Annotated in this window: 17 protein-coding genes and 1 riboswitch; of the genes, 4 read left to right on the top strand and 13 right to left on the bottom strand. The window is 26.3% G+C overall.

What is annotated here, in order from left to right:
• A partial coding sequence (gene leuS / locus RYM86_RS14875) for a leucine--tRNA ligase (protein ID WP_315081464.1) occupies positions 1 to 1,875 on the top strand: 1,875 nt, incomplete at its 5' end.
• 639 nt (positions 1,876 to 2,514) lie between these two features.
• Here the strand turns inward: leuS and RYM86_RS14870 are convergent.
• From RYM86_RS14870 to RYM86_RS14860, 3 genes are all read right to left on the bottom strand, one after another.
• Positions 2,515 to 4,617, bottom strand: a complete 2,103-nt coding sequence (locus RYM86_RS14870) for a methyl-accepting chemotaxis protein (RefSeq protein WP_315081463.1) — start codon at positions 4,615 to 4,617, stop codon at positions 2,515 to 2,517.
• Positions 4,618 to 4,721: 104 nt separating this feature from the next.
• Positions 4,722 to 5,453, bottom strand: coding sequence for an acyltransferase (locus RYM86_RS14865; RefSeq protein ID WP_315081462.1), 732 nt, complete (start codon positions 5,451 to 5,453; stop codon positions 4,722 to 4,724).
• Between the two features lie 293 nt (positions 5,454 to 5,746).
• Positions 5,747 to 5,836, bottom strand: a riboswitch (cyclic di-GMP riboswitch).
• Between the two features lie 280 nt (positions 5,837 to 6,116).
• Positions 6,117 to 6,866, bottom strand: coding sequence for a hypothetical protein (locus RYM86_RS14860; protein ID WP_315081461.1), 750 nt, complete (start codon positions 6,864 to 6,866; stop codon positions 6,117 to 6,119).
• A 255-nt stretch (positions 6,867 to 7,121) separates the two neighbouring features.
• Here RYM86_RS14860 and RYM86_RS14855 point away from each other — a divergent pair, with 255 nt between their 5' ends.
• Positions 7,122 to 7,451: a HesB-like protein gene (locus RYM86_RS14855; protein ID WP_315081460.1), complete on the top strand. Its 330-nt coding sequence runs from the start codon at positions 7,122 to 7,124 to the stop codon at positions 7,449 to 7,451.
• Between the two features lie 41 nt (positions 7,452 to 7,492).
• On the opposite strand, the gene RYM86_RS14850 is transcribed toward RYM86_RS14855, so the two are convergent.
• From RYM86_RS14850 to RYM86_RS14830, 5 genes are all read right to left on the bottom strand, one after another.
• A complete protein-coding gene (locus tag RYM86_RS14850; protein ID WP_315081459.1) occupies positions 7,493 to 8,188 on the bottom strand; it encodes a hypothetical protein in 696 nt (231 codons plus the stop codon).
• A 275-nt stretch (positions 8,189 to 8,463) separates the two neighbouring features.
• Entirely contained in the window at positions 8,464 to 9,795 is a 1,332-nt protein-coding gene (locus tag RYM86_RS14845; RefSeq protein ID WP_315081458.1) for a VWA-like domain-containing protein, read from the bottom strand.
• A gap of 124 nt (positions 9,796 to 9,919) precedes the next feature.
• Positions 9,920 to 11,008, bottom strand: coding sequence for an AAA family ATPase (locus tag RYM86_RS14840; protein WP_315081457.1), 1,089 nt, complete (start codon positions 11,006 to 11,008; stop codon positions 9,920 to 9,922).
• A gap of 108 nt (positions 11,009 to 11,116) precedes the next feature.
• Positions 11,117 to 11,896 (bottom strand): hypothetical protein, encoded by a 780-nt coding sequence (locus tag RYM86_RS14835; protein ID WP_315081456.1) that lies wholly within the window; start codon positions 11,894 to 11,896, stop codon positions 11,117 to 11,119.
• A gap of 78 nt (positions 11,897 to 11,974) precedes the next feature.
• Positions 11,975 to 12,766 carry a GTP pyrophosphokinase family protein gene (locus RYM86_RS14830; RefSeq protein ID WP_315081454.1) on the bottom strand — a complete coding sequence of 264 codons (792 nt, stop codon included), beginning with the start codon at positions 12,764 to 12,766 and terminating at the stop codon, positions 11,975 to 11,977.
• Positions 12,767 to 12,952: 186 nt separating this feature from the next.
• Here RYM86_RS14830 and RYM86_RS14825 point away from each other — a divergent pair, with 186 nt between their 5' ends.
• Entirely contained in the window at positions 12,953 to 13,633 is a 681-nt protein-coding gene (locus RYM86_RS14825; protein WP_315081453.1) for a DUF2225 domain-containing protein, read from the top strand.
• A 46-nt stretch (positions 13,634 to 13,679) separates the two neighbouring features.
• The gene (locus RYM86_RS14820) at positions 13,680 to 14,645 is read left to right on the top strand and encodes a methyl-accepting chemotaxis protein (RefSeq protein ID WP_315081452.1); all 966 of its coding nucleotides are present in this window, start codon (positions 13,680 to 13,682) and stop codon (positions 14,643 to 14,645) included.
• A gap of 174 nt (positions 14,646 to 14,819) precedes the next feature.
• Here the strand turns inward: RYM86_RS14820 and RYM86_RS14815 are convergent, their stop codons facing one another.
• The 5 genes from RYM86_RS14815 to tyrS form a co-directional block, all read right to left on the bottom strand.
• Positions 14,820 to 17,192, bottom strand: a complete 2,373-nt coding sequence (locus tag RYM86_RS14815) for a peptidoglycan-binding protein (RefSeq protein WP_315081451.1) — start codon at positions 17,190 to 17,192, stop codon at positions 14,820 to 14,822.
• Between the two features lie 444 nt (positions 17,193 to 17,636).
• Positions 17,637 to 18,329, bottom strand: a complete 693-nt coding sequence (locus RYM86_RS14810) for a metallophosphoesterase (protein ID WP_315081450.1) — start codon at positions 18,327 to 18,329, stop codon at positions 17,637 to 17,639.
• Positions 18,330 to 18,358: 29 nt separating this feature from the next.
• Positions 18,359 to 18,619 (bottom strand): EscU/YscU/HrcU family type III secretion system export apparatus switch protein, encoded by a 261-nt coding sequence (locus RYM86_RS14805; RefSeq protein WP_252211819.1) that lies wholly within the window; start codon positions 18,617 to 18,619, stop codon positions 18,359 to 18,361.
• Between the two features lie 47 nt (positions 18,620 to 18,666).
• On the bottom strand, positions 18,667 to 20,550 hold the full coding sequence (locus tag RYM86_RS14800; RefSeq protein WP_315081446.1) for a flagellar hook-length control protein FliK: 1,884 nt from the start codon (positions 20,548 to 20,550) through the stop codon (positions 18,667 to 18,669).
• Between the two features lie 374 nt (positions 20,551 to 20,924).
• The gene (tyrS, locus tag RYM86_RS14795) at positions 20,925 to 22,145 is read right to left on the bottom strand and encodes a tyrosine--tRNA ligase (protein WP_315081445.1); all 1,221 of its coding nucleotides are present in this window, start codon (positions 22,143 to 22,145) and stop codon (positions 20,925 to 20,927) included.
• Positions 22,146 to 22,206 lie beyond the last annotated feature (61 nt).

Genomic DNA, 22,206 nt, shown 5'->3' with positions numbered 1-22,206 from the left:
AAAATAACTGATTATGCTGATGAATTATTAGATAAATTAGATGGCTTAGATTGGCCAGAAAAAACTAAATCTATGCAAAAGCATTGGGTTGGAAGATCATATGGTGCACAAGTTACATTTAAAGTTAAGGATTCTGACTTAAAGTTTGATGTATTTACTACAAGGGCTGATACTTTAAACGGTGTAACTTATGTTGTATTAGCACCTGAAAATAAATTAGTTGATGAATTAACTCTTCCAGAGTATAAGGAAGCTGTTGAAAGATATAAAGAAGAAACTAGCAAGCAATCTGATATAGAAAGACAATCATCATCAAGAGAAAAAAGTGGTGTATTTACTGGATCGTATGCTATAAATCCTATAAACGGAAAAGAAGTTCCTGTATGGATTGCCGATTATGTATTAGCTACATATGGTACTGGTTGCGTTATGGCTGTTCCAGCACATGATGAAAGAGATTTCGCATTTGCAAGTAAATTTAATTTACCAATAGAAAGAGTTATTACTAATAAACAAGGTGATGAACCAGAACTTCCATTCTGTGAACATGGAATACTTGTTAATTCAGGAAAATTTGATAGTTTAACTACAGATGAAGCTAAAAAAGCTATTGTTACTGAACTTGAAAAAGATGAATTAGGACAAATGAAAGTTAACTTCAGATTAAGAGATTGGTTAGTTTCAAGACAAAGATATTGGGGAGCTCCTATTCCAGTTATATACTGTGATGAATGTGGAATAGTTCCAGTTCCTGAAAAAGACTTACCAGTAGAACTTCCTTATAATGTTGAGTTTACTCCAGATGGTAAATCACCACTTGGAAAGTGTGAAGAATTTGTAAATACTACTTGTCCTCACTGTGGTAAACCTGCAAAGAGAGAAGCTGACACTTTAGATACATTTGTATGTTCTTCTTGGTATTACTTAAGATACCCTGATAACAAAAATACTGATGCACCTTTTGATCCTGAATTAATAAATAAAATGTTACCTGTAGATAAATATGTTGGTGGACCAGAACATGCTTGTATGCATTTATTATATGCAAGATTTATAACTAAAGCATTAAGAGATATGGGCTACTTAAAATTTGATGAACCATTCTTAAGCTTAACTCACCAAGGATTAATCTTAGGACCAGATGGTTTAAAAATGAGTAAATCAAAAGGAAATACAATTTCACCGGATGACTATATTAAAGATTATGGTGCTGATGTATTTAGAATGTATTTAATGTTTGGTTTTGCTTATACTGAAGGCGGAGCATGGAGTGATGATGGAATTAAATCTGTTGCTAGATTTGTAGACAGAATTGAAAGAACTTTAGACTCATGCAGAGATATCATTAACGCTTCAGAAAATATTAAGACTACTATGGATTCCGAAGAAAAAGAATTAAATTTCTGGAGACATACAGCTATTAAAGGTGTTAGTGAAGATGCAGAAAAAATGCAATTTAATACTGCAATAGCAAGACTTATGGAATTTACAAATGCTCTTAATAAATATCTTCAAGCTGATACTAAAAATCCTGCTTTCTTAAAAGAAACTGTAGTAGATTTCTTAAAGTTATTAGCACCATTCGCACCTCACTTTACTGAAGAGCATTGGAACTTATTAGGTCATAACTCAACCATATTTAATGAAAAATGGCCTGAATTTAATCCAGCTGCTTTAGTTAAAGATGAAGTTGAAATAGCTATTCAAGTTAATGGCAAAATAAAAGCTAAAATTATGATACCATCAAACTTAGATGAAGAAGGTATAAAGAAAGCTTCATTAGAAAACGAAACTATAAAAGCAAATACTGAGGGCAAAAACATAATCAAAGTAATTGTTATAAAAGGTAGACTTGTTAATATAGTTGTAAAATAGAAAATTTAATTATATACTTCTTTTTAGAATTATATAAATTCAATAAAAAAATAGTATTCTGAGAATATAACTTCTTCAGGATACTATTTTTTTATATTTGTATTTTCAAACTTACTTAGCGAAGTCTAGTTTCCTTTTAATATTCGCATTTACTGCTTGTCAAAAGTTAATATAAAAATTTTACATTTGGAAACATGAACTTTCACACAGTACAATTTTACATTGGGGCAAGCTAAAATGGGACTATACTCTGCTAATTTCATAAACAAAAATATTCTGTGTTTTAACAGAGGTAATATTATAGTATATTAGCGTAGTGGCATTGGAATTTTCTTTTTAGAACTCTTAAGTAAGAGTCGAAATTTTTATATTTCGTTCCTCGAACTTACTCAGCGACTAAACAGGAGTCGAGCTTCCTTTTGCAATCTGATTTCTTCATTAACTTTTCTATAGTTGTAAAATCTCAGCTAACTAAACTTCAAAAAAATATTCTGTATTTTAAATAAAGTTGATATATGCAATAGGTAAAGTGGTATTGTAATTAGACTTTGAGAATACTTAATGAGTATTCCTAAGTTTAATTACTCAGTCCACTTTGCTTATGCATATATCAATTTATCTGTTAAAACACAGAATATACTAATCTTCTTTTAATTCAAATTGTGCAACCATGTAATCTAAGCTTTCTGCTTGTGCTGTTAATTCTTCACTAGCAGCTGTACTTTCTTCTGCTATTGATGAATTAGATTGAATTACATTAGCTATTTCTTCTATTCTTTCATTTATCTTATTAAGAGATTCTGATTGTTCTTCTGCTAAATTAGCTATATTAACAACTAATTCAGTAGCTCCTTTAGTATGTTCTACAACTTCTTTTAATGAACTTGCTGTATTATCTGCTATTACTTTACCTTCATTAACAGATTCTATAGAATTTTCAATAAGTTCTGTTGTTCTCTTAACTGCTTGTGAACTTTGTTCTGCAAGCATTCTTACTTCATCAGCGACTACTGCAAACCCCTTACCTGCTTCTCCTGCTCTTGCTGCTTCTATTGCTGCATTTAAAGCTAGGAGATTAGTTTGTTCAGCTATATCAGCTATTGTTTTTATTATATTTTGTATATTTTTAGATGAAGCATCAATATTGCTCATAGCACTTAACATATCGTCCATTTGTTTGTTACTATCTTCAATATATGCAACTAATTGATTTACAATTTTATTAGTTCCATTTGCATGTTCTGCTGTACCTTTCAATTGTTCATTAATATCCCCAATTGATGCTGTTAATTCCTCTATTGAACTTGCTTGATCAGATGCTCCTTGTGCTAATACTTGAGCTACTGAAGCTACCTCCTGAGATCCACTAGAAACTTGTTGTGTTGCTTCTCTTATTTGAGTAAATGTATTATTTAATGATGATACTATCTTTATCAAAGATTCTTTTATACCTACAAAATCACCTTTATATTCACCTTCTACATTTACATTAATGTTTCCATTAGAAATACTTCCTAGTACTTCATCTATTTCAGAAATATAAATTTTTAAATATTGAGCTGTATTATTTAATGCTTTAGCAACTTTTCCAAATTCATCATATGAATTAATATTTATATTTGCACTTAAATTACCAGCTGCTACTTCATCAGCAAATATACTTATATTTGTTAATGGTTTAAGCATATTAGTTGAAAACTTATATATTGTTAAAATAACTGCTATTATAATTAATATTGCTATTATTAGCATTAATATTAATAGTTTAGTACAAATTGAGAAAAGTTCACTTTCATATACTACATTCACTACCATCCAATTAGTTACAGGTACTTTATGATAAAATGCTAACTTCTTTCCAGTGCCCATACCCAGTTTAATTATACCTTTATCTTGTGATTTTATAGCAGATGATAACTTTAGCATTTCCTTATCTTCTAATGTATTTATATTTTCTTTCATAACATATTCTTGATTCGGATGTGATATAAATGTCCCATTATCAGCTATTAACATTCCATATCCCTTTTTACCATATTTTAATTCTTTTACTTTATTTTCTACTACTTCTATTGCTAAACTAGACGCTGCCCCTATTTTAGCCTCTCCCATTTCATCTTTTTTCCAAGCAATCATCATAACGACATTTCTCTTATATGCTTCAGAATATGTAGGATTTAAAATTATATCATAAGGACCATTATTATTAGAAAATTTTTTAAAGGTTTCTTCTAAGGCTGCTTTAGCCCATGGAGAAGTTTTGTTCTCATCCCCATCTACATTATAATATCTTGCTAAAAGTTTACTTGAATTTTCTACATTTTTCCATTCATTAGATGGAATTCCACTCAAAATATGCAAAGCTGCATATTCATTAGGATATGTATTATTAACAAAAGTCCAACGTGATAAATTTAATTGGTCTATAAGAGCTATAGATTCATCATTATTTTCTAAATTCAAGTCCGGATTAAGCTCTAAAACACGTTCTAATATAGGACTTTGAGCTAATTCCTTAACTTCTGAAAGTCTTGAATTTAACCAAGTATCAATATTATTGACAGCTTCTGTTTCCCTTTCTGACATAAGATTAACTAATTCTTTTTGTATCATATTTTTTGCAGAACCATATGTTATTGATGTTAATAACAATAATCCAAAAGCAACTATTGGTATAATTATTAACATTAATTTAGATTTTACAGATGCTTTCTTAAAATAAACATCAATCTTATTTTTCATGATCATCCTCCTAATAATATTTATTTTAATTTTCTATATTCAATAAAATTTGTTAAATTATAATCTCTAATAACAATTTAAAATATAATTCCAATTAAAAATCTCTATTTATTTTGAAAACTTTTATTATGAAGCCATACATGATTTAATTCACTTTTACCAAAGGTATTTCTTTCTCTAAATTCTTTTGCTGGTATACCTGCAACTATTGTATTCTCTTTAACATCCTTATTTACTAAAGAACAAGTTGCAACTATAGCTTTCTTTTTAATTTTTACTCCTAAAAGTATTGTTGCATTAGAATATATCTTAGCATAGTCTTCTATTATTACTTCTTCATAATCTCTTGATGAATGATTATCTTCTTTATGAGAATGTGTAAGTATAGTTACGCCCTCTCCTATACCAACAAAATTTCCAATTTTAATTCCACCTTTAGAATCTATAAAAGTTCCTCTATTAATAAATACATCATCACCAAATTCAATGTTATCTGGTATATTAAATCTAACATTTTCTTCTGCTATGAAATTTTTTCCACAAGACTTAAATAATTTTTTAGCTAAAATTCTTCTATATGGAATTGCAAAGTTTGCTATAAGGCACATTGGAGACTTGTCCAATACATCCCATAAAAAATGTAAATATCTTTTTTCATCCGACATACCATTCTCTGAAATTTTGGGCAAATAATCTCCATATAACTTAATTTCATCTAATATTTCCACTGGAATAGAGCAATTTAAAATTTCTAAAATTTTTATAACGCCCTCCTTGTCTATACCGTGATTAATAATATTTCCTATTTCATATAATAATTCGTCTGTTTTCTTCATGATTATTAATAATTATTAAATAAATTAATAATTATTTTCTCCCCCCTCTTAAATTTAATTTTTCTTCTTTAAGCAATATAAATCAACTCTATAAATTACTATTTTACTCTAATTTATTGTATGTAAAACGTATTCTAAAAAGTCAATTACTGTTTTTTACTTTATTAAATTAAATTAAATTTTAAGTTTTTAAAATAAATTAAATATATTTATTATTTAACTTATACAAAATAAAAAGTATCTATGAACCATAGATACCAAAACTTAAAATTATATATTTAAATTAATTATATCTTGGTAACCTGACGATCATAGAAAATAACTTTTCCTTAGACTCATAAGCTTTGCGACCCTATTTTTCAATAAGTATGCTATTATCATATATATTTTTTTGCATTCATATATATTAACATTATATTCCTAATAATTCAACATAGTGTTTCATTTTAATCATAATTATATATTTTTCCGTGTATTATTTTACATTTTTTTATTTTTATAGCTATATTTTCAAAAGATAATTATATTTTATTTAATTAAATATTAATTTTTAATATAATTATTTTTTTGAAATTTCATTTAAATAAAAAATCTGTATATACTTGAAAAGTTTTTATAAAACTCATAAAGTATATACAGATTTTTTATAACCTTAAATTATATTTATAAATCATCATTTAAAATTTTCTTAAATTCTTTAAGTACATCTCTTACTTTATCTTCTTCTAACTGTTTATAGTTCTTTATATACCCTGATGTATCAAGAGATACATATAAATTCTTACTCATTTCAATCCAGTTTTCTGGAATATATACCCATAAAACTTCTTCATAATTACAACTTAAAAGAAAATGTTCCATTCCCCAAAATGAATACTCTTCTATTTCATGCAATTTATTAAATGCATTATAATCTTCTACTACTCTTACGTCTAATTTATATTCATATATATCAACATAGAAAAAATCAAATTTTTCTGATTTAGCTTTAAATGCATCTCCATGTATAATCTTAACTTTATTATTTGTTCCAAAGTTTTTCTTATACATTTCTATTACTTCTTCACTAATTTCATATACTATAACTTCATTAACCTTAGATTTATTTGCAATTTTATCTACTACATATCCAAGGCCAAGACCCACAATTCCAACTTTGCCTTTAGCAAATTTTATTGCTTGATAAGAACTCTCTATTTCCTTTGGTGTAAGACGCATTAAACTTTTATCATCTTTTAATAATTGTATTATAGGTAAATCATATTCTTGTGTATTTTCATACATATATCCTTGAAGCCGTACTCCTTTACTACTTTTCTTTTTTATAGAATAACAACCAAGGGTATATTCATTTATAAGAGAATTATATTCTTGTACTTCTTTTATTATAAAATCTTTACTATATGGTTTCATAAATTTTTCCCTTCTAAAAACTAATATAAAAATTATTATATAAATTATTATTAATAATATAAACCCTTTTAATACTTAAAATTATAACTTTTAACCTTAATACTTTAAAGAGATAAATTACTGGTAAATTATATCATACTTTCTACTTATAAAACTATAATTTGGATAATTTATAATCTTTTTATTTTATATTTTGTATGATATACTTAATTCATTAACATTTGTTAATCATTTTAATTTAAGTAGGTGATTTATATGAAAAATATTACTATAAGCGAAGAAGCTTATAATGAATTCAAAGGTTTTTTAGATGATAATAACATATCTGATTTTAATATTAGAATAAATTTTGCTGGTGCTGCTTGTAGCGGTCCAATATTTAATATCTCAGTATCTCAAGCTACTGATACTGACGTTGTAGAAAAAGTAAATGATGTATCTTTCATCACAGAAAAAACTTTAATAGATGAATTTGGTGGCTTTATAATACTCTCTACTAATGAAAATGAAGGTAGAGGCCTTACATTAAAACCAGTTATAGCTCCTGCTGGAGGCTGTGGTGGTTCATGTAGTGGATGTCACTAATATATATAATACAACTACTTAATTTAAGTAGTTGTATTTTTTTATTTACTTTCGTTAATAATGTCTATATTATTAACATTTTCAGTGTCACTTACACTCCATTGAATACTTGAATACTGTGCACTAATATCATATATCCCTTGTAACATATCAATCCAATAATTATTTCTAATAATTTTCTTTTCTCTATCTACTCCAGTAAAATTTAATAATTTTGTAGAATTAAAATCTTCAAAATAACTGTATATTTTTTCTGATAATTCCTGCATAACAACAAAATCATTTAAATAATTTTCATTTAACATTAAACCAGATTCTCTATTTTTCATAGCTTCATTTAATACAATAAACATATATTCTTTTATTCTACCATGTACATCATTTTGTATTATTTTTTTAGTTTCTATTTCTTTAGAAAATCTTGAAAAATTATTTGCTTTATATTCACCATACTGTTCCCATAATTTTATTGTATCATTTGCAATAATTTCATAATTCTTATAGAGCTTTAATAATTCTTCATTTTTTATACATCTTTGATCTATGCTCATATTAAGAATATCCATATTGCTTTCATTTCTTTGTCTTACACCTTCAATATTAATTTTAGATTCTTTTCCAATTCTATATTTATAATTTCGTATGTTAACATAACTAAAAATATTTATTATTAAGCTAATGGTAAATAATACGGTTATAATAATTGCATAATCTTTTACTTTAAATTTTTTACTCACACTTCCCCTCCTTAATTACTTAATTACTTGTTTACTTAGCTATATTTTAAATGATTATTGATATATGCAATAGGTCAAGTGGCATTGTAATTGAACTTTGAGAATTCTCAATGAATATTGTCACATTTACTGCTTGTCTCAATTTTATATTGGGAGCAAGCTAAAATTGGACTATAGTCATTTTAGTATTCCTAATTTCAATTACTCAGTCCACTTTGCTTATGCACATATCAATAATATGCTAAAATAGCGTCTTTTAATTAATTACTTACTTGTTATCTAGCCCAATCATGTATTGCAGCATTAACCATACGTAATCCAACATTCCCCTCAATTTTTTCTTCTTTATCACTACTTATTCTTTTTACTGTTCCATAATTATTTTTTAATGAGAATTCTTCTGAACCAATTAACACCCATATTATTCTTTTATTCAACGGCTTTATATCCAATTCCTTTTCACCTACACCATCTGTAAAGTAAATTAACACAGAATTTCTTAAATTATTTTCTAATATGTACTTAAATACTGGTGTAAAAGCAGTTGACCCATTATTTTCGCATCTTTTTTTTATATCTTTTTCACTTCTTAATTTATACACTCTTTTAATGGTATCATCACATTCTATTATTGTTATAGTATTATTTATAGTTTTACTTATCTCTAATATTTCAACTAAAATTTTATGTAAAGTATCATCACTCATACTTGCACTTATATCAATTGCAACTATTAATTCAGATTCATTTTTAGGTAATCTTCCCCTCAAATCTAACCTATTAGGTTGTCTTCTATTTCTTCTAGTTGTAGTTTTCTTATAACCACTTTTTACAGATGGTAATATATTTTTTAATACTTTTTGCCAAGATATTTCTGATTTTTCGCTATAACTTAAAATTATATCTTCAATATCACTTGGCATATTTTCATCATATATGCTAATTGCTGTCTTTTTAGTTAAACTTTCTATATCTTCTTGAGATACATCTATTTCTTCCCATATATCATGAGCGTTTTCTAAATTAATTTCATCTAATGACTCTTCTTTGTCAATTTTAGGTTCCTTTATTCTTAACTTAATTGATTTATAAATTTCTTCTGCATATTCCTCAGCACTTCTATCTTCTTTTAAATTTAAGTTATACTCCATGTTTATGGAATTAATCTTTTTGCTCCAAGGTGGAAGATTTTTTATATATTGATTTATCGAAATATCTAGTGCAGTATTTATAGCTTCCTTGCTTAATCTTTCTTTCATTTTTCTCTCTCTAGAAAAATGTGAATACATTATATGATAAATTTCATGCTTAAATAATGCTGACATTTCTTTCTTTTCACATTGTAAAAATAATATAGGATTAAAGCACATATTAAATCCATTTCTTTTAGGAATAGTAGCTATAGGAGACTTCAAGTCAATTCTTATTTGCCTTTTTACTCTTAACATAAATTGACCAAAAAATGAATCTTCACTTTCTAATAAATCAAGAATAACCTGTTCAACTAGTTCAAAAAAACTCTTTATATACATATTATCAAGTTCATCAATACTTTTTATATTATACGCTTTTTTTAAAAGTTCTTCTTTTTTATTATTAAAATCCACATAACTCCTCCTCTCAATTGTATTCATGTTTATTTAATGCAACTATACTCATTTTAGTATTATTAAGTTTAACTACTCTGCTAAGCTTTACCTATATGCATATTAACATCTTACTAAAGATATCCTATTTAATAAATATGTTAAAAAAGCTTTCTATAAATTCGTCTTGATTTAATAACAATTCATATAAGCCATCTTTATGGTCTTTTTTAATTTCTTTCATTATTCCAAGTCTTAAATCTCTAGGATATAAATCCAACACCTTTGAAAATAATATTAAATTTTTTTCTGAAGAATTTTTTTCTACAAATAAGATTACATTTTTAGCTAATATATATAACCTTGAGTGATTTTCATTTTCTAACTTTTCCTTTAAATCAAAACTTAAGATTTCATTTTCAAATAAATCTTCAACTTTGATGAGTGGTTTTCTTATATGAAGTATAAAATCAGCAAAATCATTACATATATTAGATCCAACATTTCCTCTCACGGTATTTAAAAATATATTTAAATCATATTTATCCTTGTTATTTAAATACACCTCATAAGCTTTAGATATCCTATGCCAGCTTCTTGGAGTTGCTTTTATACTCTCATTTGAATTTGGTGTATGTAAATACTGTGGAAATGTAGATATAAATTCTATTATATGTTCATGAATATTCCCATCTATACTCATTCCCCATTTTATCCATTCCTTCACATCTGATTGCATTTCTAACCATACAAATCTATCTTCTTGAGCTGGGTCCATATCTACTACTTCATATTGACTATCTGAAAATCCATCATACTTATTTGATGGATTCATAGCTGCAATAACCTTCACTTTTTCATCTAAAACATAACCATTTATCTCTCTATTTAATATAAGATTCATAAGTTCCTGTGAAACTGCATGGTCACATCTATTTAACTCATCGATAAATAATATAACTCCATTTACATCATCTTTACATAATAAATTTTTCACCTCTATTAATTTATTATGTGTTGCATATACTACTTCTCTATTTTCTACTACAGGCAATCCACCTATTTCACCTTCTTTTAAAAGATTTGCATCTATAGTAACTAACAAATAATCATTGTTTTTAGCTACATCTCTAACTAACGATGTTTTTCCTATTCCGCTTTCTCCAATTATTAATGGCACATCATTTGAATTCATAACTAAATCGACTGTTTTTAAAGTTTCTGTATAATTCAAAATATCCTCCCCTTTATTTTTAAATACTTCTCTGAGTTATAAAAATAATAAATATATTTTATTATTTAAAATTAATTATAATTCTCATTTAAAATGCGTAAATTACACTTACATAGATAATTTATAATCAACTAATATTTTCTTTGCATTTTTAGATCCATATTCCCAAACAAAACTAACCTTATCCATTTCCAATATTTCTAGTTCTAAAAAATCTCTCATATATTTTTCTTCTATATTTTCATCTTTTATTTTGTCCATTACAACTTCTATAACTAAATCTATATCTATATTTTCATATATATATTTAACCACACTTATATTTTTATAAATAAATAATTTCATTTCATCCAAATCATAATTAGATATATAATTTATGCCCTCTTCATGTGACATAATAGATGCAATCTTTGCATTTAATGTTGGATGCTTTATATACCTAATCGCTGCATAATAATTTTCAATAGCTTTTAATTGAACTTCTTCTGATGGATTATCTATATACTTAATAGCATCATGATCTTTTGCAACTGCTAGTAATTGCAATTCTTGACTTTGATCTTTTACAAACTGTATTGCCCAACCTTTTGTCTTAATCGCTTCTCTTATTATTTTTTCTGTTGGATTTTTTATATATTTTAGTGAATTCCATAATGCTTTTACACAAATAATGCCAACATCTTCATAGACATTGTTAATATATTGTATAGACAATGGGCTACTTTTTATTGCCTCTAATTGAACTTCTTTACTTGGATTTTCAATATATTTTATATTATTTGCATTGTTTCTAACTATAAATAAATTAAGTTCATCATTTACATCTCTAATTTCTTTAATATATTCTGGATTTTCTTTTAACTTTTTTAGCAATTGTTTTCCTATCATAGTTATATAATCCTTTCTTTTAAAATTTTACCTATTATTAAAGCTATGTTTGACATACTATCAAACATAGCTTTAATATTATTCTCTATATTTTTCAACATCTTTTTTTACATAAAATAATAAGTTATCCAATTCCCAAATTTCTCCGTATTGAATAAGTTTATTTAAAGTTTTTTCATGTCTTGCTGCTTCTGCTTCCTTACCTAATGAGCTTAAAGTCAATAAAGAGTTCATAATATTTGAAATTATGCTAGATTTTACTTCAAAAATTTTTTGGGCATCTTTTATTTCATCTTTTATTTGTAGCATTTCTTCATCTAATTTAAAAGCTGCATCAGCTGAACTTTTAAGTTTTTCTTTCAACTGAGTAGGTATGTTTTGTTTATATTTATAATTAAGCGAGTGTTCAATAGTAGCCCAAAAATTCATAGCCAAAGTTCTAATCTGGAACTCTGCGAGAATATCTACTGGTCCTTCTGCCATATTTACTTGATACTTTATTATCATGTGGTAGCTTCTATAACCACTTTCTTTTACATTTTTAACATAGTCTTTTTCATAAAGAATTTGCATGTCCTTTCTTCCACGCAATAATTCTACGACTTTAGTTATATCATCTACAAATTGACACATTATTCTTATTCCAGCTATGTCTTCTAATTCATATCTAACTTGATCTATAGGTATTTCAAATTTATTAGCTTTTTCTAATATACTAGAAACTTCTTTTACTCTGCCAGTAACAAACTCTATAGGTGAATATTCATTTTTTCTTCTATATTCTTTTCTTATAGACTTTAATTTTACCTTAAGTTCCTCTACTGCTTGCTCATACGGCATTAAAAAACTTTTCCAATCGTTTATTGCCATAAATACCATCCTTTTAAATATCATTCATATTTATTATATCAAAAACTTTAGATTATGTGTAATTATTTATCTAATTAGAATTATTTTTTTTAATAGTATATTGTGGTATAATTTAATGGGTAAAATTATAAATTTAATAAAAATAAATTGTAATTTGACATGTAATTTATATTGAGGTGAAATAAAGTGTGTGAAGAAGAAATAAGAAAACATTTATTTCTAAAACAATTACATTGTCCTGTATGTGAATATAAATTTAAGGTTAGTGCTGTTAAAGTTAATTCACCAAGGATACTGTCTAAAGACTCTGATTTTTTTATAAGATATTCTTCATCAAATCCTTATTTTTATGATATATGGATTTGTAACAATTGTGGATATGCTTCTATGAAAGTAGATTTTTTTAAAATAAAAAAACATGAGAAAAAAATTGTTTTAGAAAAGATAAAACCTTTATGGAAACCTAGAGATTATCCAGATATAATCACTGCAAGTATTGCTGTTCAGCGTTACAAACTTGCTTTAGTAAATTCTGTAATTTTAAATTCTAATTATAGTAATAAAGCTATGATTTCTTTAAAAATTGCTTGGATGTATAGACTTTTAGATGATATAAACAACGAATTGGATTTTTTGAAAAAAGCATTAAAAGGTTTTAATGAAGCATACATTGTAGAATCATTTCCTATGTATGGTCTTCAACGTGATTCTACAATGTATCTTTTAGGAGAACTAAATAGACGACTTAGTAATAATTCAGATGCTCTTATATGGTATTCTAAAGCTATAACAACTATTGGAGCTTCATATAAAATAAAAGAATTAGCTAGAAATGGTCGAGATTTAATAAAAGCGAGCGATAATTAATATAATTAGAGACTTTATAAGTATAAATAAAGGAGGATAAAATCTTATGAGATTTTTTCAAAACAAAAAGTATACAGAAAATACGACTTTAGAAAATACGCAAAATATCAATTTACCACAAACTAATGATAATTCAGAAATTAGAAAAATAGGTACAGGACTTTCTGAATTAAAAAGTGAAAGTTCTAGAATTCATAACTCTATTAATGATATTAATTCATCAGTATCACATTTAGCAAACTTATCAATGTCTGAAAATCATGAAGCAAATCATGCAACAAATCTACTACATGATTTTAGATCTAATATGGAGGAATTAGCGTTAAACGTTACTAATGTTCATGGACAAGTATTAGATACAGATAAAGTAGCTGATAATGGAATTGTATCAATAGAAAATTTAGATACGTCATTAAATGAATTGCAACATATGTTTACAGTCTCAACTAAAACTATAAATGCTTTAGTTAGTAAATTAGAATCTGTAAATATGATAACTGATTCTATCAGTCAAATAGCTAGTCAAACAAATCTTTTATCATTAAATGCTGCAATAGAAGCTGCACGAGCTGGTGAAGCTGGTAAAGGATTCTCAGTTGTTGCTGGTGAAGTAAGAAAGCTTGCAGAAAACTCAAAATTAGCTGTTCAAAGCATAACAGATATATTAGAAGAAATTAAAAAAGATATAATTCAAGCGTCAGAAGCTATGAATTCTGGTAATTCTGCTTTAGCTGTTCAACATACTTCATTAAGTGCTACAAAAGGTAGTTTTAATAATATTAAATCCTCTATAGAAGAAACTATTGATGAAATTACAACTTGTATAGGAAATCTTACAACTGCTTCAAGTAAAAAAGACGATGTTATTGATTGTGTTGAAAAAGTAAATGATATTGCAAGAAAAAATTCTGAATTAACTCAAGAAATTGCATCTAAATTAGATACTCAATCAGATTCTTTAGATAAATTTAACGATACATTAGACAACTTAAGTAAAAATATTTCTAAATAATATATTTAATTTACAATTTATTGATTTAAAATTAATAAAAAGAAAAGATGTAGACTATGTCACATCTTTTCTTCTTGTTACTAAAATAAATTCAAAATTGCAAAAAGCATATTTTAAAAATGAAGAATGTTTTTATTTACAGAATATAAACAGTATAAATTAAAAATTTAATTTTTACTTTCTATTCCTTTTAAATACTTTACCAGTATATAAAATTTCATATAATGATGATATTTTATCCCAAGTAATCTTATCAACTACTCCTGTTACTTTTATTCTGAATTCTTCCTGTAGTTCTTTAACTGCATTTTCAGTTTTCTTATCAAATATACCATTTTCTATAATTTGATTTGATATATAGTTGTTTTTAGCAAGAACATTTATATACTTTTGTAAAACTGTGACATACCCATCTTCATCTCCTAATTCTAAATCAAAACCTGGATAACCATATAATATATCAGGTTCATTAATATTTTTTTCACCAGCCAAGCTATTATATACTGATATTAATTTATTCCAGTCATTTACGCCAATCTTTCCATCTGGATTCAATTCAAAAGTTTTTTGAAAATCTATTACAGCATTTTTGGTTCTTTTATTAAACACTCCATCTACCTTTATCTCAGGTATCTCTTTATAAAATTTAGATATGGCATTTAAATACGTTTGTACCCATTTAACATCATCACCGTATAAACCTTCTTTTAGTACATATCCTGGATAATCAGCCGAATAAATCCTCGCTACTCTACTAGGTCTTTTCAAACTCCTGTAAATCTCATATATTTTGTTCCAAGTATTTAATCCTACTATCCCATCCTGAGCTAATCCAAATAATCTTTGAAAAGATAATACAGCATTCCTTGTCATATCTCCAAATATTCCATCTGCATTGATACTTGGTATATTATATGATCTTGATATAACTGATAGATATGTCTGAATTTCTCTAACCTTTTCTCCCCTTGACCCATATCTTAATAAATAACCTGGATATTTTCCATCAAATTCTTGTTCTTCCGCTTCTTTATATAAATCTTTATATACAGAATATATTTTATTCCAGGTATTTACCCCTACTATTCCGTCTGGAACTAATCCAAATAATCTCTGAAAAGCTATAACAGCATCTTTTGTCATATCTCCAAATATTCCATCTGCATTGATACTTGGTATATTATATGATTTTGATATAACTGATAGATACGTCTGCATTTCTCTAACTTTTTCTCCTCTAGAACCATACCTTAATAAATATCCTGGGTATTCCCCTTCTAAATCTGGTGGTAGATTTTCTTCCTCTATGTCTGGTTCTTGCTCAAGCTCTGCTAATCTTCTTACCCCAACATAAATAGAGGATATTCTATACCAAGTAGCTCTTCCTACAATTCCATCTTGGACAAGATTAAAAACTTTCTGAAACACTTTTACTGCATCTTCAGTTGATTTATCAAACTTTCCATTCTCATATGGTATTTTAGGTATTGCAGGGAAATTTTTAGATATCCTATTTAATTGTTTTTGTATAACCTTAACATTACTATTTTCATCATTAAGTCTAAGTGATGTTCCTGGATAAGATTCGGGTATTCCTTCAATCATAGTTGCTCTAACTAAATCTTTATCATAACCAAAATAATATCTAATAATATCTAAAGCCTGCATACCTGCATTTGCTAAATCTACAGTTCCCCATTGTGATAATCCATCACACGTAACTGTTGTACCACTACAATATTGTGCAAAAAACGGTGTTTTATTACCAATAGTTACTATATATTCACTAAAAATTTCGTCTACTATTTTACTTATATTATCAAATATATTTCTACCCTTTATAAAATATTGATCATATGCAGTTGAATTAGTAATTTGAAATGAATATCCCTTACCTCTATACCATTCTGTATAAATTCTATTTAATGCGAATGATATTTGGCAATATATATTGGCTTTTAATGATTCTTCAGGCCATGTTGGGTATATTTCACTTGAAGCAACATTTTTAATATAATCTACAAATCCTACTGTTACATTCTCAGCAGGTACACTTGGTGGACCTAAATGTACAACAATAAATTCAGGTATATATGGCCTTTCTAAAACTAATGGCTGAATCATAGTCCCCACTTGTTTATCTCTTTTGGCATTAAATACAAGCTGTTCTGGTGGAATAATAATTTTTTCTGCTGAAACATTAAAAGCGCTCTCTTCACCTTCTTCAACAAGCTCAATATTTTGTATGGACGTAATTGTCTCAAAAACACTTACACCTTCAATAATGACTTCGTCAAAATTTTCAGGCAATATATCTATATTATATATACCATATGGAATAACTCCTTCTTCATATGGTTGTTGAGATAAACTTTTTTCTGGTGTTATTACTTCTATAAATTCACTTCTTCCGCTAATATCAAAAGCATCATCTTTCTCATATACTATTTCTCCATTTTCAGCATTAGTAATTATAAGTTTTCCTTTTGTATTAGGCAAAGCATCCTTAAACTTAAATAGTCTTACTAATATATATCCTTTTCCCAAAATGTTCTCCCTATAAAATTATTACTACTTATATTAACTTATACATCTGATATCTAAATGGTTCTTAATGACTATCATTTTAAAATAATTTTATAAACTATTTGTAAAATTACAACTTACATAGGAAATCTTACAACCACTTAAAATAAAAAAGATGCTGTTATTAATTCTGTTAAAAAGTAAATGATATTGAAAGAAAAAATTTTGAATTAACTAAAGAAATTGCATCTAAATTAGATACTTAATCAGATTCTTTCAATAATATACTGAATTATTTATCTAAAAATATATAATATATGAAAATAAGGCTGTGTTTTAAATATGTGTTGATATATGCAATAGGTAAAGTTCAATTATTACGTCCACTTTGCTTATGCATATATCAACACACTGCTAAAACATAGCCAAAAATAAAGATGTTGAAAAAATATTTTTTCAACATCTTTATTCTATAATCAGCTTTGGATTAAAATCAAGATAATCTGCTGAAGATAATATATATTCTATTCCATCTAAGTCACCATTTAATAGATTGCCTTTTAATGATGGTCCGTGTAAATGTCCGTATATAACTTTCTTTACACCATATTCTTTAAATATTTCTAAAAAAGCTGATTTTTCAAATTTATCATTGGTTGGTGGATAATGAATCATAACTATAATATCTTCATATCCATTACTTTTTGCTTCCTCTAAAGATAATTTTAATCTTATTTGTTCTCTACTATAAATTTTTTCGTCCTTCGATGAATACTTGTCTCCGCCTGGACAAATCCAACCTCTAGTACCACAAATCGCATAATTTTTATAAGTATAAAAGTTATTTTGAAGAAATTTTGTATTTTCATATAGTTTATTTAATTTAGATATACTTCCCCACCAATAGTCATGATTTCCTTTACTTATAATTTTCTTACCTGGTAAAGAATCTATCCAATCTAAATCAAATTTGCTGTCACTTTCCTTAAGTGACCATGAAATATCTCCTGCTATTAACACCATATCATCATCTTTAACTTTTTCTAGCCAATTTTTCTTTATTTTTTCACAGTGATTCGCCCAATTTTCTCCAAATATATCCATTGGCTTTTCAACATTCATTGCTAAATGCAAATCTGAAATAGTATAAAGTGCCATTATTTATCACCTTTCTATTTTTTACACAATTATAGTGTTTTATCTATATCAGTTACAAATGCTATTACATGAGCAACCGCTTCGTACAACTCTGTTGGTATTTCATCTCCAACATCAACGTTACATAACAAATTTGCTAACTCTTTATTATAAACTATGGGAACTTCATTTTCTTGTGCTTTTTCTATTATTTTGTCTGCAATATGTCCCATTCCTGATGCTGCTATAATTGGAGCTTCAGTATTATTTAATTCATATTTAAGAGCTGCTGCTTTTTTTCTTTCAGTCATATATACTCACTCCATAAACAATTTACGCTCAAAATATATCTACTTTATTATACCTTAATATCAATATTTGAGATACTTAAATCATTAAAAAATTTGCCACAAGTTACTAAGTTAATAGGTTCTTCTCTCAATGAAACACTAACTTCTGTAAGTAATCCTAATGTCTCTAATCCGGATTTTAATTTACTTTTATTTTTACTTAATACATCTACATACTTATTATCACACTTTAAATTTATATCTATTCTATTGTCTTTCAATGTTAAATATCCATCAACATCACCTAAATGTATGGTTTTAACATTAACAACCATTTTTACATTAGTTTTATCTATTTTCTTTCCATCTTTTCTGTTGTCTTTTATAATTAGTTTACATGGATATTCTTCTGAATTAACAGGAACTTGGAAATTTAAGTAATAATACTGTTCACTTATAGAATTAAATATTTTAAATTCTCCAATATTACCTTTTATCATTTCCATTACTTTTTCATACCCAGCTACTTTATTATCAATATTATTTATTATATCTTTTACAATATCTCTTACTTCATTAAATTTATTTACCATTTCTTGCTTTATTAAATCTTTATTTGAGAAATTTTCAATATCTTTTGAATATAAATTATTAAAATCAGGTTTTAATTGAGAAGTTTGACTTTTATCAAGCATAAATGGTTCTGATTTTACATCAGTTTCATTTATGTTAGTTTGTAATTTATATTTAATAAGATCATTAAACCTTTTAAATTCTTCATCAGTTAAATTTATTTCTTTATTTAAAATTTTTCCTAAAGTATTCTCTAATAAATTCTTTCCATCTATAAACTTACTTTCTAAACCATTAGATTTTATACTTTCATCGGATAATCCCTTAGCTGATAATTCATTTTTAATTATATTTACTATATCATTATCTTCAAATTTTGATGTTAATGATATTAATCTGTTAAATTCTTTCGTTGTTAAATTCTCAGCTCTAGAATTAATTACATCATTTAAATAATCATTAAAAATTCTTTCATTATCACCAGTAATACTTTTTAATAATGATACAACACTAACTTTATTCTTTGAAACATCATTTGAATCATATATTTTAGATATTAATGAACTTTTATTACTATTTTTTAAAAATTCATTATTTATATTTTCTTTATTTAAATATTCTTTATCATTTATTATCTCTTTATTTTGTATATCTTTTAAATTTGATTGCGAATTATCTAACTCCTGAGATAATTTATATAATAATTTTTCTATTGATAAATTTCCATTAAAGAGTTCATTAAAACATTTTATATTTTCTGTTGAAAATTCTATATTGTTTTCTAAAAATAATAATATTTCATCACTTGACATATTTTTAAAATTACTAAAAAATTCTACGAGATTCTGTTTTATAAACTCTCCCTTAGGAGTGTTTATATCAACACCTCTACTTTCAAGAAAATTTTGTATGAAATCATCTATATTATCTGAACTCAAATTTATATTTTCATTAAATTGAATTAATCCTTTGATTTTATTTATATTATCCTTCGTTAATGGGATATTATGTTTAATCATTTTTTCTAATATATTTATATCTTCTTTAGATAAACCTTCCTTATCAATTACATCCTTAAATACCTCATTAGAAACTTCTTCACCTTTTTGTTCATTAGGTACTAATTTTAATTTTAATTTTCCGTCCTTAAAATCTTCTACTTGAAAATTTACTAGCTTAAGGTCATCTAAGTTTATGTTCCCATCAAGTTCTGCAATAAATTGCCATCCATCTGATAATCTTATAGTGACATCTTTACCTTCCCCCTTAGATACGATTCTACCGCTAAACTTTTCTCCTACTGAAAATGTTAATTTACTAGAGAATTTTCTCGTATTACTATTATTATAAGCATTATTTACATTCCAAATACCTGGCATTTTTTCTTATTCTCCCCCCTTTAATAATTAGCTCTGTTTTATGTTAATGTTAACATTTTAGTATAATGGCATAGTGATTTTAGAATTTACTTTTTAAAATTCTCTCCACAAGCTTTATTCTACAATCTCAGCACTATTTTTTAACATAGCATAATAATTAATCTATATGTTCAATAAACTATAAAATTATTTTTTTCTAACTTATACTATTTATTTATCGTTATAATAATGAATAAATTAACATACAAAGAAATATATTTATTATATATCAGAATCTTAACAACCATTAAATTACCTAAAAAAATAGGATTTGAAATAATTTTTCAAATCCTATTTTTTCATTATAATATGTTATTTTTAAGACAATAATTTTACTATTGTACTTCTATTTTATTATAATTTTTCTTACCTCTTTTTATTAGGGCAGATCCATCTCTAAAATCATCGTCATTTAATGTTCTTGTTAAATCAGTGATCTTTTCTCCATTAATAGATAAACCACCTTGTTCTATTAATCTTCTTCCTTCTTTTTTAGATGGAACTATTTTAGTCTTAGCTATTACGTCTAAAACTGTTGAACCTAAGTCTTCTTTAGCTATAGTTACTGTCGGTACATTTGACATGTCAGCACCACCTGAGAATAAAGCATTAGCAGCTTCTTCTGCTTTTTTTGCTTCTTCTTCTCCATGAACAAGTTTTGTAACTTCATAAGCAAGAATTTTCTTAGCTCCATTAATTTCAGCACCTTCTAAAGCACCTAATCTTCTTACTTCATCCATTGGTAAGAAAGTTAATAATGCTAAACATTTTTCTACATCTGCATCATCAACATTTCTCCAATATTGATAGAAGTCAAATGGAGATACTTTGTCAGCATCAAGCCATAATGCTCCACCAACAGTTTTACCCATTTTTTGTCCTTGACTATTAGTTAATAATGTACAAGTCATAGCCATTGCATCGCCTTGTGCTTTTCTTCTTACAAGTTCAACACCAGCAATCATGTTAGACCATTGATCATCTCCACCAAGTTCCATCTTACATCCATATTTTTGATTTAAAACATAAAAATCATATCCTTGCATTAACATATAGTTAAATTCTAAGAATGATAATCCTTTTTCTAATCTTTGTTTAAAACATTCTGCACTTAACATTCTATTAACTGAGAAATGAACTCCTACTTCTCTTAAAAAGTCAACATAATTAAGATCTAATAACCAATCTGCATTGTTTACTATTAAAGCTTTATCATCAGAAAAGTCTATAAATCTTTCCATTTGTTTTTTTATAGAATCAACATTATGTTGTATTTGTTCCTTAGTAAGCATTTTTCTCATGTCAGTCTTACCACTTGGATCTCCAACCATTGCTGTTCCGCCGCCTAATAAAGCTATTGGTCTATGTCCAGCTCTTTGCATATGAGCCATAAACATCATCGCTATAAAGTGACCTACATGTAAACTATCTGCTGTTGGATCAAATCCTATATAAAAAGTTACTTTCTCATTTTCTAATAATTTTCTTGTTTCTTCTTCATGAGTAAATTGTTTTATGTACCCACGATCAAGTAACTCATCTAATACATTTGCCATTACTATAAACCTCCTAAATTATTGAACTAAGTTCAATTATCTACTATTATATACATTTAAC

Source organism: uncultured Clostridium sp., from assembly GCF_963527835.1.
GTDB lineage: Bacteria > Bacillota > Clostridia > Clostridiales > Clostridiaceae > Clostridium.
Note: the sequence above shows the minus strand (reverse complement) of the source record. Positions and strands in the feature narration are given on the sequence as shown.

Excerpts from the sequence above, each read along its gene's own strand:
- RYM86_RS14870 (WP_315081463.1), bottom strand. The coding sequence starts at position 4,617 with ATGAAAAATAAGATTGATGTTTATTTTAAGAAAGCATCTGTAAAATCT.
- RYM86_RS14865 (WP_315081462.1), bottom strand. The coding sequence starts at position 5,453 with ATGAAGAAAACAGACGAATTATTATATGAAATAGGAAATATTATTAAT.
- RYM86_RS14860 (WP_315081461.1), bottom strand. The coding sequence starts at position 6,866 with ATGAAACCATATAGTAAAGATTTTATAATAAAAGAAGTACAAGAATAT.
- RYM86_RS14855 (WP_315081460.1), top strand. The coding sequence starts at position 7,122 with ATGAAAAATATTACTATAAGCGAAGAAGCTTATAATGAATTCAAAGGT.
- RYM86_RS14835 (WP_315081456.1), bottom strand. The coding sequence starts at position 11,896 with ATGATAGGAAAACAATTGCTAAAAAAGTTAAAAGAAAATCCAGAATAT.
- RYM86_RS14830 (WP_315081454.1), bottom strand. The coding sequence starts at position 12,766 with ATGGCAATAAACGATTGGAAAAGTTTTTTAATGCCGTATGAGCAAGCA.
- RYM86_RS14820 (WP_315081452.1), top strand. The coding sequence starts at position 13,680 with ATGAGATTTTTTCAAAACAAAAAGTATACAGAAAATACGACTTTAGAA.
- RYM86_RS14810 (WP_315081450.1), bottom strand. The coding sequence starts at position 18,329 with ATGGCACTTTATACTATTTCAGATTTGCATTTAGCAATGAATGTTGAA.
- RYM86_RS14805 (WP_252211819.1), bottom strand. The coding sequence starts at position 18,619 with ATGACTGAAAGAAAAAAAGCAGCAGCTCTTAAATATGAATTAAATAAT.
- RYM86_RS14800 (WP_315081446.1), bottom strand. The coding sequence starts at position 20,550 with ATGCCAGGTATTTGGAATGTAAATAATGCTTATAATAATAGTAATACG.
- tyrS (WP_315081445.1), bottom strand. The coding sequence starts at position 22,145 with ATGGCAAATGTATTAGATGAGTTACTTGATCGTGGGTACATAAAACAA.